Here is a 15,115-nt window from a genome sequence, read left to right as displayed (position 1 = left end):
ATCAGATTGAACTAATGCATAATTTTTTCCGAAGGTTCTTTTTGCTCTTTACCTATTAATGTTACTATAAGATTTTTATTCCTATTTATATTAGTCTTAAAACTGGTCCTGTTTTTTGGGGCAACATAAAAACACACAAATAAATACATCAAACAATAACCATTACAATTGAACTAATCTAAAAATTCAAGAGATGGGTGCTGAACAATAATAGAAAATCGAGAAAAAACAGCAAGACCAGAGGATTTTTTCGATTTTATATTTTTGCTGCGTATTAATAATTTGATTTGTAATTATTCAAAAAAGGGAACACCAAATTGCAGTAAGGAATTTATAAAACGTAGCTTTGTGTTCAATAAAAATAAAATGCAGCTTGAAGTTGTTGTTTTTTTGCTTTTTGTATCCCCAACAAAAAAATATTCTATTGATTAATGAATGAAATTAAAATAATTAATTGTCCCGTTTGTAGCGGTAAAAACAATGTAAGTTATATAACGACTAATGCATTAATGCATGAACTAAATAATGAGCGCTATGAATTTAAAAAATGCGTCTTGTGCCAAAGTGTTTTCTTATCAAATCCCGTCCAAGAAAGTGATTTAAATAATTATTATACAAATAATTATCTTCCTTACAAAGGTGCTGCAGCTTGGGGGAAATACAAGTTATTTGTTACAAAAAGTCAACAAAATTTAGATTTAAAAAGAGTAAAAGTTGTTGCAAATAACACAAAAAATAAAAAATCATTTTCTATTCTGGATGTGGGTTGTGGTAATCCAAGTTTTTTAAATGCCATCCAAAAAAATTTACATGCTGATTGTACTGGAATAGATTTTTCTGATAATGGATGGAAAGATAATAATTTTGAAAATTTAAGTCTTTTTAAAAGTTCAATAGCTAATTTTAATCCAAACCAGAAATTTGATGTTATTACGCTTTGGCACTATCTAGAACATGATTATAATTTACAAGAAACCATTGAAAAATTATTTTGTTGCTTAAACCCTAGGGGTAAATTAATAATAGAAGTACCCGATTATAATACTATTTTAGCTAAAAGACAAAAGCAGTTTTGGCAGGGCTGGCATAGTCCCAGACATCTTACACTTTTTTCAAAAGAAGGGTTTCGTCAACTTTTCACACCAGATAAATGGTCTATTGTTAAACATACAAGATATGGCACTTTAGATGCGTTTACACTATGGTGGCTTGGAAAAATGGAGAAAAAGAATATAGATTGGTCTAGTTCAATGGAAGGTAGATTTTGGCACTTAGTATTTTTAAAAATTATCAGTTTTCCTTTTTTTCTATTCGAAAAAGTTATTCCAATGGGAATACAAATTATAATTCTTGAAAAAAAGTAATGTTTTCAAAAAAATAAAATTCAATTAATATTTCATTTCGTGAGTCAAATAACTACAAGTACCTTTTTTAAGGTGGATACATTTTCGAATAAATGGTGGGCTTTTACACAAATGCAACTTGGACATAATAAGTTAAAAAACGTTACAGGTCTCACTTTTTATAAATTATTGGGCTCAGGTGCAAAAAATGGTTTTAGCGCAGTTCCTAATTTTGGGACTTATGTACTTTTTTGTATCTGGGACTCGGAGAGTAGCGCTGAAAACTTTTTTAAGCAACACCCTTTCTTTTTAGCGTACAAAAAACGAAGCAACGAACAGTTTACCGTTTACCTTAATTCTGCAGAAGCCCATGGTTTGTGGGACGGAATACAACCTTTTCATAAAAATGTAAATTTAGACCCAGATAAACCCGTAATAGTATTGACGAGAGCTAGTATAAGATTACGAAAACTGTGGTCTTTTTGGAGCAAAGTAGGATCAGTAAGTCAAAGTTTAGAAAGTTATGATGGACTGGTTTTATCAATTGGCGTAGGTGAATGGCCATTGATACAGCAGGCAACCATAAGCATCTGGAAAACACAAAAAGAAATGCTTGATTATGCCTATAAAAATCCAAAACATCGAGAAGTTGTTATGCTTACTAGAAAACTGAATTGGTATAAAGAAGAAATGTTTGCTCGATTTGTGCCTTATAAATTTGAAGGGAAATGGGATGGCAAAGATGCTGCTGAATTTTACTAAATTAGTAATAGGAATCGATGGTATCTGTTTGAATTAAAGTTAAAAAAAATAAACAGTATTGAAAACAAGCAGCGGCAGATAACATCATTTTTTTTTGAAAAAATTATAAAATTTAGCCGTTAAAAGTATATTATAAAAATAGGGTGTATGGCACATAATTCTAAATTTGTTTAATATATTTGCAAATAAATTAAACAATAAGTGAAATCAATAAGCAATAATTTAAATGCCATAGTTGTTGGTTCTGGAATTGCTGGAATTGCAAGCGCTATTCGTTTGCAACAAAAGGGCTTTAACGTTACGGTTTATGAAAAAAATCACTATCCAGGTGGTAAACTTTCTACATTTAAATTAGGAAATTATCGTTTTGATGCAGGACCGTCACTATTTACAATGCCAAATTTTGTTGATGAATTATTTCAATTAGCTGGAAAAGATCCTAGAAATTACTTTAAATATATCAAGCACGATAAATCATGTAATTATTTTTGGGATGATGGGACCAGGCTAGAAGCTGACAGTGATATTGAAAAGTTTTCTAAAAAAGTAAGCGATACCTTTAATGTTTCACCAGTAGTTATTAAAAAAAAGTTAACTAAAGCACGGTTTATAAATGAAACGATAGGAGACTTATTTTTGGAGCAAAGTTTGCACCAAATAAAGAACTTTCTTAATCTAAAAACACTAAAAGCAATTTTTAAAATCAATAGATTAGACATAAACAAATCGTTGCATCAAGCTAATTTAAAAGATTTAAAACATCCAAAATTAGTTCAGCTTTTTGACAGATATGCAACATATAATGGTTCAAATCCATATAAAACTCCGGGGATTATGGGGATTATCCCTCATTACGAATATAATGTCGGAACCTTTTTTCCAACAGAAGGTATGAACAGTATTACCACATCTTTAGTAAAATTAGCAGAAGATATTGGAGTTAATTTTGTTTACAACAGTCCAGTTGAAGAAATACTTGTTGATACTTTACAAAAAAAAGTCACGGGAGTCAAAGTAAACAATAGCACTATAGATGCTGATTTGGTATTTAGTAATATGGACGTCTATTTTACGTACAATAAATTATTACCAAAAATAAAAGCACCAAAAAAAACTTTATCACAAGAGCGTTCAAGTTCAGCTATCATTTTTTATTGGGGTATAAAAAAACAATTCCCAGAATTAGATTTACACAACATATTTTTCTCAGATAATTATAAGGAAGAATTTGAATGTATTTTTGATAAAAAAACAATATTTGCTGATCCAACGGTATATATTAATATTTCGTCAAAATTAGCAAAAGACGATGCCCCAATTGGTTCCGAAAACTGGTTTGTAATGGTAAACGCTCCAGCTAATAATGGACAAAACTGGGATGAATTAGTAAGCAAAACAAAGCAAAATATTATTTCAAAAATTAATAAACAACTTAATATTAAATTAGAAGACCTAATAGAGAACGAAGAAATTCTAGATCCTCGATCTATTGAAGCCAATACATCTTCCTTCCAGGGTTCTCTGTACGGCACATCGAGTAACTCTAAATTTGCAGCGTTTTTAAGGCATCCAAATTTTAAAAATAAAATCAAAGGATTATATTTTGTAGGTGGAAGTGTTCACCCTGGAGGCGGAATTCCGCTTTGTTTAATGAGTGCCAAAATCGCCACTAATCATGTTTAATAATTATGCCTCATTAAAACTTAAAGTATCGATTATTATATTGATCGCATTTTATATTTCGGGTGTAATAGGAATATTAACCAATAATCAAACAATAGATTTTCTATCATTGACACCGCTAAATTTAGTGATTAATGTTGCGTTACTATTTTTAAATCATCAAAACGGAACTAATAAACAGGCTATAGTTTTTTTGATTATTGCAGTTGCTGGATTTTTTATAGAAGCAATAGGGGTAAATACCGGACTCATTTTTGGCAACTATGTATACAAAACAACTTTAGGATGGAAATTTCTTGAAACACCGCTTATTATTGGCGTCAATTGGATATTACTCACTTGTTCAGTTGTTTACAGTATTGAAAATAAAATAAAAAGTAATCTAGGAATAGCTTTTGCATCAGCATGTTTGTTAGTACTTCTAGATATTTTAATAGAACCAGTGGCCATACAATATAATTTCTGGAGCTGGAATGAAACCATAGTTCCTATCAAAAACTATATAGCATGGTTTATTATTTCTTTTATTTTTTGTTATGCAATTGCCTATTATAAAGGCGAATCGAAAAATAATTTAGCGCCTTATTTATTAATTTTACAGTTTATGTTTTTTGGAATCTTCAATTTTATGATATGGAAATAGTTTTTTATTTTTTGACAGTTATTGCCACTTTCTTTTTTATGGAATTTATGGCTTGGTTTACACACAAATTTATTATGCATGGGATAATGTGGTACTTTCATAAAGATCACCATCAACATGAACCTGGTTTTTTTGAAAAAAACGACATTTTTTTTCTAATTTTTGCTATACCAAGTTGGTTATGTATAATGTTGGGACTTATGAATGCATATTATTTTGTAGTCTGTATAGGGATTGGCATTGCTGTTTATGGTCTTTTTTATTTTTTGATGCACGACGTTTTTATACACCAACGCTTTAAATGGTTTAGAAACAGCAATAATTTTTATTTATTAGCATTACGAAAAGCACATAAAATTCACCACAAGCATTTAGGAAAAGAACATGGGGAAGTTTTTGGAATGTTGATTGTACCATCGAAATATTTTAAAGAGTCGCAAATTAGTACATCAAAAAAACGACAAAATAAAGTAAAGAGTTCTTAGCAAAAATCAATAATGTAAAAAATTCAATTCAGCTAGGACTATATGCTTATTGGAACCATTAAGAATCTCTTAGACTTAATTAAAAGGAATTCTATTAATGGTTCAAAAATTCAAAACAAAATACTGTTTGAACCATTAAGATATTTAATTTTTATGAACTGTATGTATCAATGTTCTAATCTGAATTAATTTTTTTCAATATTTTTTTAAAAAATCATTAAAATTTGAATTGTTTCAATTGTAAATTTATTTTTCTAAGTTTTTAGCAACTTAGAAAAAGTTGATGCTAAATTTTTTCGGTTATTCGATATTTAAGGATGAGATAATTTTAAAGTAAGCCTAAAATGAAACAAAGTAAAAATGTCGTTTGAAGTAATTTTAGTTCGATTTTTTATAATTTTTGTTGACCAACTTCCAATATATCATCTCATTTTCAACGGATATCGTAGTGAAATTAAATTTATTTAGAAGATTTATTGAACTACTATTTGAAGACAAACAATTTGCTGTAATTTCTTTTATTTTTTCGTTGGAGAAAGCCCATTTTATTATTTCTCGCACTGCTTCTTCTGCAAAACCTTTTTGTCTTTCTTCCTTGATGATGCCATATCCAATATCAACATTTTCGTCTTTATCGTTAAATCCTTTAAATCCTACATCTCCAATTATTTCCTTTGTGTCTTTTTTGATTACCATCCAAGATTCAAAACCTGTTGGATAGCCTACTTTGGTTAAATTTTTAATAATTCTAGGTAACGTTTCTAAAACATCCATGTCTGGCCAACTTTTCCCTTTTTGATAGTTCCATTTTTCTAAATCACTAAAATCATTGTTTAAAATGTTTTGACAAAATGGAATTGTAAAAGGTTTAAGTACTAAATTTTTAGTAACCAGTTGTTCAATTTCAATAGTATTAATTTTCATGTTTTTAATGTAAGATAATCAAGGTATTAAATATACGATCTTACCTTTCAGGATTTTTAAAAGCTTAGATTTTAACATACCATTATTTTAGTAATATACTAAAAATCCCAACTTCACTAAGGTAAAAAAACCTCCCTTTTTAGAGAAGCTTCGTTATCTTATAAACTGTTCTTACACATCATCATAATCTACATAAATGCTTTCTGATGTTGGATGCGCTTGCTTCTAATAGAAATAACGTCATCAATATTGCGGGAAAACTCCAATTGTAACAAGAATTACAGCTAATTAGTAACCTAGACGTAGTGTTGTCTATGGATTCCGGGAATGCACATATTGCGGCCATGCTTGGTGTAAAAGTCATCACTCTTTGGGGAGCCACACATCCGTATGCTGGGTTTTCACCCTTTAATCAACCAATGGAAAATGCGTTGGTTTCCGATATAAATCAATTTCCAAAAATACCCACTTCGGTATATGGGAATAAAAAAGTGGTATGTTATCAAGAGCCTATGCGAACCATTCCCGTTGAGGCGATTGTAAATGCTATTGTGATTTAAATCAATTAATTGTGTCTAGAAAACGTTATTTAGCCCATGCGTATTGGTAAGAAAATGCTAACTTTAACACATTAATAACAATTGGACATTAGGGTATAGTGAGAATAATACTATTTTTGACGGTTTTATATTTCATTTTAATAAATGCAACAGTACGTAATTCTTGACTTTGAATTAGCTGTTTATTTTTAGAATTAATGTTTAACCAGCTGCATAACCAAATCGAGCAACGCTTTATGTCAAAAATTACAGTATCATTTGCATTTTTGTTCTTATTTTCTTTTTCTGCTTTTTCACAAAAAAATAAGCTCTCGGGAGTTTTAACCGCCGGAAGTGAAAAAACACCAATTTATAATTCCGTTGTGGCTTTACTAACACCGGTAGATTCTGTGTTATACCAGTTTACACGTTCGGATAAAGACGGGAAATTTTTGTTGAAAAACATAAAACCAGGCAGTTATATTTTTATGACATCCCACAATCAATATGCAGATTATTTAGAAGATATAACTGTAACTGATGCTGATAAAAATTTAGGAAATATCAACTTGTTGAGCAAAATGGAGTTGTTGCGAGAGGTCGTGATAAAAACTGGTTCTATCAAAATAAAAGGAGACACCACAAGTTACAGAGCTAGTGATTTTCAAGTAGATGCTAACGCTAACGTAGAGGAATTATTGAAAAAACTACCTGGCATTCAGGTTGATAAAAATGGTACAATCAAAGCCATGGGTGAAACCGTAACGAAGGTATTGGTAGATGGTGAAGAATTTTTTGGTGATGATCCAGGTATGGCAGTAAAAAATTTACGTGCCGATGCAATCAAAGAAGTACAAGTTTTTAATAAAAAAAGCGACCAAGCTGAGTTCACCGGAATTGACGATGGTGAAACAAAAAAAACAATCAATCTGCGTCTAAAAGAAGATAAAAAGAAAGGTTATTTTGGTAAAATTGATGGCGCCAGTCAGCCAACTGCAGAATCGGATCCGCGATACAATAGTAATGTTTTACTCAGTAGTTTTAAAGGAAAAAGAAAACTGTCTGCATTTTTATTAAATGGAAATACCGGGCAAGATGGATTGAGCTGGCAAGACAATGATAAGTTTGGTGGTGGTGATGGTAATGTGAGTATGAGCATGGATGATGATGGAAATGTAAATTACGAATGGACTGGAGGGAATAATGACGAAGAGCCAAATGTAGACACACAAAATGGATTTATAAAAAACACCAATGCAGGCGTGCAATATAGTAACAAATGGAACGACAAGCATACTTTGAATTTGTCTCCTAAATACAACAGACAAAACTATCAAAACAACAGCAGCAGAAGTACGCAAACACAAGTAGGGGATACACAATTGAATCAAAACAGTGCTACTGTAAGCCATGTTAATAGAGATAATTTTAAACTGAATGCCGTTTATGATGTGAAAATTGACACTGTAAACACTCTAAAAATTACTACCAAAACAAATTTTTACACTGCTGACAGTGATGAGTTTACTACGGGCAGTACCATTGGCAGCGATGGCTTGTTGCGAAACAAACAAGAGCGTTTGTTTACTACTAATTCAGATAAAGCAGCGCTTTCGGCCAGCGTTTTGTTTAAACATAAATTTGTTAAACCCCGCAGAACATTATCTATAAACAGTAGCTGGAATACGCTTAATACCAATGCCAATAATTTCTTGAAATCAGCTAACGAAAGCTATGAAGGTGGTCTTTTTGCCTTTAGAAATGAAGTAGATCAAAATAAAGTAGGCGAAAAAAACACTCAAAATTTTACGGTAAACACTGCTTATACCGAACCTTTAGGTAAAAAAATGGCTTTGCAACTGTCCTATCAAATTAATAACAATAGTGGTAATAGTAACTTTATTACCTATGATTTCTCAGATAGTAGCGGCCGGTATGATATGGTAGTCGATTCTCTTTCTAACCAGTTCAAACAAAACATTACAACGCACAAACCAGTAATTAAATTGAGTTACAATGCCAAAAAAATTAATTACAGTTTTGGTAGTGGATTTGGTTTTACCTCGTTTAATTTACAAGATCTAACGCAAAGCAAGGAGTACAATAGGAGTTTTACTAATTTTTTCCCGTCGGCAAATTTTTCGTACAAGTATAAAAGTAATAGTAATTTACGATTCAATTATCAAGGAGCTACTAAACAGCCCACCATAGATCAGTTACAACCGTTGCGAAACAATCAGGATTTTTTCAATCAAGTGGTTGGAAATCCAGATCTAAAACAGTCTTTTACAAATAGTTTTAATATCTCGAACAATAGTTATAGTATTTTGACTGAAACTAATTTTTACCAAAGTATATCTTTTAGAACGACTTCTAATTTGATATCTTTCAATAGGGATATTGACCCAGAAAGTGCAAAAACAGTAACCACTCCAATAAATACAAATGGAAATTTTTCAGCTAATTTGTATATGGGTTATGGCATTAAATTGAAGAAATTAGACATGTATGTAAACGTTAGTCCATCGGCAAATTTCAACAGATCAGTAAATAGTATCAATGGCCAAATCAACAATTCGAACAATTTGAATTCTAATTTTTCGGTGTATTTAAGTAAGTCTAAAGAAAAAAAATATGATATCAACTTGAACAACACCTTTTCTAATAGTCGCAACAGTACCTCTCAAAATAATGAAGTTAAATCTTTTAACACCAATAATTTGGGATTAGATATTGGGTTTTATTTTAGAGAAAAATGGAAAATTTCGACAGATTATAATTTGTATGTTCGTCAAAAAACAGTTGATTTTCAGGATCAGCTCACCAATCAGTTGTGGAACGCAAGGTTACAACGTACTTTTAAAAATGATGAATTTACAGCTTACGTGATGGTGCGTGACATTTTGAATCAAAACATAGGAATCAATAGGTTTATATATGAAAATACTATTGGCGAAGAGCGTAATGATCGACTCAAACGTTACGGTATGATTGGTTTTACATGGAATTTTAAAAATAAAAATGGTGTCGAAAAAAAATAAGTAGGTTCTACTTTTAAGAGCACTCTTTAATCCAATTTGATTTAACGTACAAAAACAATAAGACTCATGAAAACACTATATTTTTATTTCGCCATAGCATTGTGCGCCACCAGCAGTTTTGCGCAACAATTTGTAAACAAGGCAGTAATTGAATACGAAGTTAGTACTAATCTAAAAAAAACGATGAGTAATGACAGTTGGGATGAGATGATAAAAGACAACATGTCTGACTTGAAAATATCCTATTACACCTATAGCTTTGAAAACAATAAAAGCATTTACAAATTTGATAGATGGAGTCCAAAAACTAGAATACCAAAACAACAAAAAGAGGCAGACGAAGAAGACGCTTGGTATTTTGATTTTACTACAAACAAAATGAACATGCAAAAACAAATTGTAGGAACTAATTTTGTGGTGGAAGATAGCATACCAAATATACGGTGGAAAATAACAAATGAACACAGAGAAATAGCGGGCTACAATTGCCGAAAAGCCGTAGGTAAAATTTATGATGACGTCTATGTATTTGCTTTTTATACGGATGACATTATTATTTCTGGCGGTCCATGCTCTATAAATGGCTTACCGGGCATGATTTTAGGGCTTTCGATTCCAAGACTGTATACTTCGTTTATGGCTACTAAAATAGATTTAAAAATTAGTGACACTGCGGCAATAAAACCAACAATTGCCAAAAAAACGTACGATTTAAAGGGCCTAAAAACTTTTATTGAAGAAAAAACTAAAGACTGGTATACGTACGGGGAAGACAAGGAAGAGAATAAAAGACAAAAAAACCTGTTTTTGTGGAATGCTTTTTTGTAATGTTATAAATTCTAAATCGCATATTGCAATTGCTCACAATATTGTAAAAGTTACGCTACTTCAGTTTAATCAATATGAAAAGTGTTGATTAGGAATGGTTTTAGAAAAGATTTTAGATAGTATGAATACTTTTTCAATTTTTGGTTGTAACGTCAAGGCTATTAACGGCTTGAGAATGTTAAAAAATCAATTAAATTTATTTAAATGGACTAATTAACATTTACAATTTCCCATTAACCTCTATTAATTTCTTTAAAATATATTATCGATATAATCAAAAACATGTTTAAAGGTTTGAAGTGATTGCGCTGATTTAGTTTTTTATATTTAAAACATTCATATATTTTAATTGAAATCTAAGAAACTATAAATGTTTCAAGCGATTATTTTTCTGTGTCTACTATATTGTTTTTTAGTTCTTTGCTCAATTCCCAAATTTGATTTTTTCCGAACTCTCCAAAATAAGAAATATATTTTCCGCTTCTATCTATGACTACACCACTAAAACAAGGATAATGTAATGTAAAAAATAAATTTTCTACTAATTGATTCTTATCCTTTTCCCATTTTACTTTATTCGGGTGATAATATTTTAGGTTTTCATCATCTTTATAAATCCAGAAATGACTGTTGTTGCTTATTCTATTAAGTTTTCTTAAGTAATCATTATCAAATATATTCCATTGAGATGTACTTTTTGATCCATTGCAACCATCCATTCCAGGATAATATACAATTACGATAAGATCATTGTTTAATTCTTTTTCTGATGAAAGTGACTTTTTTAAATTATTAAAATCATCATCATTAAGTTGTCCATAGTTTTTTCGAGTAATCAAAAAAAATGTTTTCTGCGTGTCATTTTCAAATTGTAAATCTAAATTTTTGAAATTATTAATTTGTTTATAATAATCAGATTTTGAAATTTCCTCAAGATTTTCATTATAGTAAATGCTTTTTTTTGCTTGACAAAAACTTAAAGTAATTGAAAAAAAAATGGCTAGGATGCAGAAGTGTTTTTTCATTAATAATTATTTAATTAGTCTTTACTAACAAAATATTTTTTAGAATTAGTGCAGTTCAAAATTATTCAATTTTGATTCTATCATATTATTGAGCAATATAAATAAAAAGAAGTGATTTAAGTTCTTTATTAATTTTTTTAGTAGCAAGGGTGTAAAAATATATCTAAAACAAAAAAACTTCCCTTTTCAGAGAAGTTTTTTTATCATTTAAGTTATTTCCTAAACATCATCATAATCTACATAAATACTTTCTGATGTTGGATGCGCTTGACAAGTCAGAATCAAACCATCGGCAATTTCTTTATCAGTAAGGATAGAATTTTTAGACATCTCAGCTGTTCCAGAGGTAACACGTGCTAGGCAGCTGCTGCAAATTCCGCCTTGGCAGGAATACGGCGCATCAATACCTTGTTTTAGAGCGGCATCAAGAACAGTTTGTTTTTGTGACATTTCAAAAGTCGTTTCCTCGTCATCTACCATGATGGTGATTTTTGAATGGCCGCCTAATGATTTTTCGATTGCGTTTTCTTTGGTAGAAGTAGCAAATAATTCGAATTTAATATTAGATTCCTTGACGTTGTGTTCCTTCAAAACGCCTGAAACAATATTGATCATTTCCTCGGGTCCACACAAATAGAACTTATCAAAGTCAAGCTCTTTGTGTTTGTTATTTAAAACAAAATTCACGGTCGATTTTTCGATGCGACCAAACAAAGCAGGCTCTACTTTGGCTTGACTGAAAACATAATGTACAAATAGGCGTCCTACATATTGCAATTGCAAATCGTGTAATTCTTGATGAAAGATGGTTTCTTCGGGTGTTTTGTTTCCGTAAACCAATACAAAAGAACTCTTTGGTTCGTTTTTCAATACTGATTTTAGGATAGACATTATAGGTGTAATTCCGCTTCCGGCTGCAAATGCCGCATAGTTTTTTTGGCGTTCAGCCTGAGGTTCAAAGGTAAATTTTCCCTCTGGCGTTCCTACTTCAAGTACATCTCCGGCTTTAAGTTTTGTTTTTGCAAACTGAGAAAAAGCACCACTAGGAACTGCTTTTACGGCAATTCGTAATTCTCCACTATCTGGTGAAGAGCAAATAGAATAGGCACGGCGAATTTCTTGACCGTCGAGAGTTAATTTTAAGTTCAGGTATTGTCCAGCAATAAAAGCATAGTTTGCTTTTAGTTCTTGAGGAACATTAAAAAGTATAGAAACCGCGTCTTTGGTTTCGGGTTTTACTTCTTTTATGATAAGTTTTAAAAAGGATGACATGGGACTATTTTTTTTGCAAATATACTAAAGTCAATAGGTTTCTTAAATTAAAGCGTTTGAAAAATTTACATACCTAGAAGTGTTATGTATAAGAATCTTATGTATATTTGTTTCTCAAAATAGTACTGCAATGAAAAATTCACAATTATACAAGGGGAGTTTGAACACCATAATCATGAAATTACTGGAGGAAAACGGCAAGATGTACGGTTATGAAATCACTCAGAAAGTAAAAGCCATAACGCTAGGCGAGCTTAACATTACCGAAGGCGCTTTGTATCCTGCGCTTCACAAACTCGAGGCCGAAGGAATTCTGGATGTAGAAATGGAGAAAGTAGACAACCGCATGCGTAAATACTACAAACTCACGGAGAAAGGAACCACTGAAACCGTAAACCGACTCTCAGAGCTAGAAGATTTCATACGAAACATGCAGAGTTTAGTAAGCCCAAAACCTAGTTTAGAATTTTAATTTTTTGAAAATGAAATTAACCAACCAACAAATAGCCCAAATAGAAGAAACCTTAGTTTTAAATGGTCTTGTTTATCAAGATGTCAGATTAGAATTATTAGACCACATAGCCTCAGAGATTGAGGAGAGACTGAGTAATGAAGAAATTTCATTCGAAATTGTTTACAAATCAGTTTTTGAGAAATGGAAAAGTGCATTAGAAATTTCTTCAAGTTATGCTTGGTTAGGAGCTATCTTTAAAGCACCTCGATTTGTAATTGACAAATTAGTCGCTTATTCTAAAAGAGAAACTTTAAATATATTTTTTTCAGTTCTTGTTTTTGGGTTTCTACTGGCTTTTATAGTTTCAAATACATTTCAAAAAGAAACCTTTAAAGCAATAAGTTTAGCTTTACAAGGAGCTTACTCCATATTGATGATATGTACCAGTATAAGTATGTTCTTAATTTGGAGATCTACAATTAAAACTATGTACGGAAGGTTATTTCTTTTCAGGGGTTGGCTCGTTTTTTTATTTTGTTTTCAGTTTAACATTTATAACGATCCATTAAAGCATTATGATGCTAGTAATTCTTTTTTTCGAAATGTAGTAGGTTGTATACTATTATGTAGTCCATTTGTGTACTCTTTCTTTCAATTAGTGATGGCTAATAAACATTTAAAAATCGTAAAAAAATTAAAATTAGTTTAATCTTATTTTATGAAACTAACTAACGAACAAATAGCCCAAATTGAAGAAACTTTGGTTTTAAACGGTCTCATATATGAAGACATAAAACTTGAGATTACCGACCATATAGCTTCGGAAATAGAAGAAAAAATAGATAATGAAACGAGTTCTTTTGAAGTTGCTTTCGATGAAGTTTTTAAAAAATGGAAACCAGAATTAAAGCCAACCTTTTCTGGATTAATAGGTTTTACAAATCCACGAATAATGACTATCAAATGTCATAAAATAGTAAAAAGGCAATTATTTACTGCAATTTCAATTTCTTCTTTGGTTACGTTCACATTAGTGGTATTTGTTAGAAATTCAAGTTACGGATCAGTTCAAACAAATATTCAAGTAGCCTTGAGGTCATTTGTTCTAGTCGAATTTTGTTTGGTTATTTTGGCTTGGGGTTTAATTTGGAAATCAAAACACCAAACTACCTATAGTTATTTGATGAAGAAAAAAAGCTTTGGTCTACTCATCTTTCTTTTTATGATAGGAATTGGTTTATATCCAGTACTATTAAATCATCCAGATGCTAAAATTGCTTTTGTATCTATTTTTTTTGCAATAACATATGTTTTAATCACAGGAATTTACCTTCAATTGGCATACAAACATTTTCAATTTGAAAAAAAATTATCCTTTACCAAACCATGAAACTAACCACCGAACAAATAGATCAGCTCTACCTTTTTACCCGCCGGCATAATGTAGAATATTATGACTTGCAATCAGAGCTTGTAGATCATCTTGCGAATGCCATTGAAGCGCAAATAGAACTGAGTCCAAAACTTACTTTTGACGAAGCTTTAAATATCGAGTTTAAAAAATTTGGAGTTTTTGGTTTTATGGACGTACTTTATAAACGACGAGCGGTGCTAAACAAAAAGTACTACAAAATTGTTTGGCAGTATTTTAAAGATTTTTTTGGCGTTCCAAAAATTGTATTGACAATAGCCATAACCTTAGCTTTATTTATTGTTTTAAAGTTTAGTGTTTATAGGGAATATATTTTCATGGGAACATACCTTTTATTGTTCATCACTATGTTTTATGAATTGTACAAAAATCACAAAACCACCAAAAACAGAAAAAAAAGCGGAGAGAAACTTTGGTTATTTAAGGAGGTTATCCACAATTACGGAAGTATTTCGGCAATTATTACTATCCCGTTCAATACGATGATACATATCTTTAATCATCCCGAAGAATATCTAATAAATGATTACGAGATATTGGGGCTGAGCTTCTTTTTAGTATCATTTAGCCTATTTCTTTTCATCATTTTCAAAATAATCCCCTCCAAAGCCACACAATACCTGGAAGCTACCTATCCCGAATATAAATTAGAAAACGTGTAACGTTTTCCCACTTTGAGTTACT

General features: G+C 30.9%; 14 protein-coding genes and 1 pseudogene. 12 read left to right on the top strand and 3 right to left on the bottom strand.

Features of this window, described 5'->3' with window-relative positions; genetic code table 11:
* The first annotated feature begins 431 nt into the window (after positions 1-431).
* The 5 genes from AC061C_RS03020 to AC061C_RS03000 all read left to right on the top strand — a co-directional run bounded on the left by AC061C_RS03020 (position 432) and on the right by AC061C_RS03000 (position 4,916).
* A complete protein-coding gene (locus AC061C_RS03020; protein ID WP_478289975.1) occupies positions 432-1,364 on the top strand; it encodes a class I SAM-dependent methyltransferase in 933 nt (310 codons plus the stop codon).
* 39 nt (positions 1,365-1,403) lie between these two features.
* Positions 1,404-2,105, top strand: a complete 702-nt coding sequence (locus AC061C_RS03015) for a DUF3291 domain-containing protein (RefSeq protein WP_478289974.1) — start codon at positions 1,404-1,406, stop codon at positions 2,103-2,105.
* A gap of 201 nt (positions 2,106-2,306) precedes the next feature.
* The gene (crtD, locus tag AC061C_RS03010; protein ID WP_478289973.1) at positions 2,307-3,788 is read left to right on the top strand and encodes a 1-hydroxycarotenoid 3,4-desaturase CrtD; all 1,482 of its coding nucleotides are present in this window, start codon (positions 2,307-2,309) and stop codon (positions 3,786-3,788) included.
* Positions 3,781-4,431 carry a carotenoid biosynthesis protein gene (locus AC061C_RS03005; RefSeq protein WP_478289972.1) on the top strand — a complete coding sequence of 217 codons (651 nt, stop codon included), beginning with the start codon at positions 3,781-3,783 and terminating at the stop codon, positions 4,429-4,431. The genes crtD and AC061C_RS03005 overlap by 8 nt, the downstream gene beginning before the upstream one ends.
* A complete protein-coding gene (locus AC061C_RS03000) occupies positions 4,422-4,916 on the top strand; it encodes a sterol desaturase family protein (RefSeq protein ID WP_417945530.1) in 495 nt (164 codons plus the stop codon). The genes AC061C_RS03005 and AC061C_RS03000 overlap by 10 nt, the downstream gene beginning before the upstream one ends.
* A gap of 378 nt (positions 4,917-5,294) precedes the next feature.
* Here the strand turns inward: AC061C_RS03000 and AC061C_RS02995 are convergent, their stop codons facing one another.
* Positions 5,295-5,840: a GNAT family N-acetyltransferase gene (locus tag AC061C_RS02995; protein ID WP_478289971.1), complete on the bottom strand. Its 546-nt coding sequence runs from the start codon at positions 5,838-5,840 to the stop codon at positions 5,295-5,297.
* Between the two features lie 206 nt (positions 5,841-6,046).
* Here AC061C_RS02995 and AC061C_RS02990 point away from each other — a divergent pair.
* The 3 genes and pseudogenes from AC061C_RS02990 to AC061C_RS02980 form a co-directional block, all read left to right on the top strand.
* Positions 6,047-6,400: pseudogene (locus AC061C_RS02990) on the top strand (glycosyltransferase family 9 protein); the annotation flags it as partial.
* A gap of 236 nt (positions 6,401-6,636) precedes the next feature.
* A complete protein-coding gene (locus AC061C_RS02985; protein ID WP_478289970.1) occupies positions 6,637-9,420 on the top strand; it encodes an outer membrane beta-barrel protein in 2,784 nt (927 codons plus the stop codon).
* Positions 9,421-9,486: 66 nt separating this feature from the next.
* Positions 9,487-10,248, top strand: a complete 762-nt coding sequence (locus AC061C_RS02980; protein ID WP_478289969.1) for a GLPGLI family protein — start codon at positions 9,487-9,489, stop codon at positions 10,246-10,248.
* A 383-nt stretch (positions 10,249-10,631) separates the two neighbouring features.
* Here AC061C_RS02980 and AC061C_RS02975 read toward each other — a convergent pair whose 3' ends face one another.
* Both AC061C_RS02975 and AC061C_RS02970 read right to left on the bottom strand, forming a co-directional pair.
* On the bottom strand, positions 10,632-11,273 hold the full coding sequence (locus AC061C_RS02975; protein WP_478289968.1) for a hypothetical protein: 642 nt from the start codon (positions 11,271-11,273) through the stop codon (positions 10,632-10,634).
* A gap of 219 nt (positions 11,274-11,492) precedes the next feature.
* Positions 11,493-12,545, bottom strand: a complete 1,053-nt coding sequence (locus tag AC061C_RS02970; protein ID WP_478289967.1) for a 2Fe-2S iron-sulfur cluster-binding protein — start codon at positions 12,543-12,545, stop codon at positions 11,493-11,495.
* Between the two features lie 130 nt (positions 12,546-12,675).
* Here AC061C_RS02970 and AC061C_RS02965 point away from each other — a divergent pair, with 130 nt between their 5' ends.
* The 4 genes from AC061C_RS02965 to AC061C_RS02950 are packed head-to-tail and all read left to right on the top strand — an operon-like array spanning position 12,676 to position 15,093.
* Positions 12,676-13,017 carry a PadR family transcriptional regulator gene (locus tag AC061C_RS02965; protein ID WP_478289966.1) on the top strand — a complete coding sequence of 114 codons (342 nt, stop codon included), beginning with the start codon at positions 12,676-12,678 and terminating at the stop codon, positions 13,015-13,017.
* 10 nt (positions 13,018-13,027) lie between these two features.
* Entirely contained in the window at positions 13,028-13,708 is a 681-nt protein-coding gene (locus tag AC061C_RS02960) for a hypothetical protein (protein ID WP_478289965.1), read from the top strand.
* Between the two features lie 9 nt (positions 13,709-13,717).
* Positions 13,718-14,389 carry a hypothetical protein gene (locus AC061C_RS02955; protein ID WP_478289964.1) on the top strand — a complete coding sequence of 224 codons (672 nt, stop codon included), beginning with the start codon at positions 13,718-13,720 and terminating at the stop codon, positions 14,387-14,389.
* On the top strand, positions 14,386-15,093 hold the full coding sequence (locus AC061C_RS02950) for a hypothetical protein (protein WP_478289963.1): 708 nt from the start codon (positions 14,386-14,388) through the stop codon (positions 15,091-15,093). The genes AC061C_RS02955 and AC061C_RS02950 overlap by 4 nt, the downstream gene beginning before the upstream one ends.
* Positions 15,094-15,115: the final 22 nt, after the last annotated feature.

Source organism: Flavobacterium sp. GNP010, from assembly GCF_056428945.1.
Note: the sequence above shows the minus strand (reverse complement) of the source record. Positions and strands in the feature narration are given on the sequence as shown.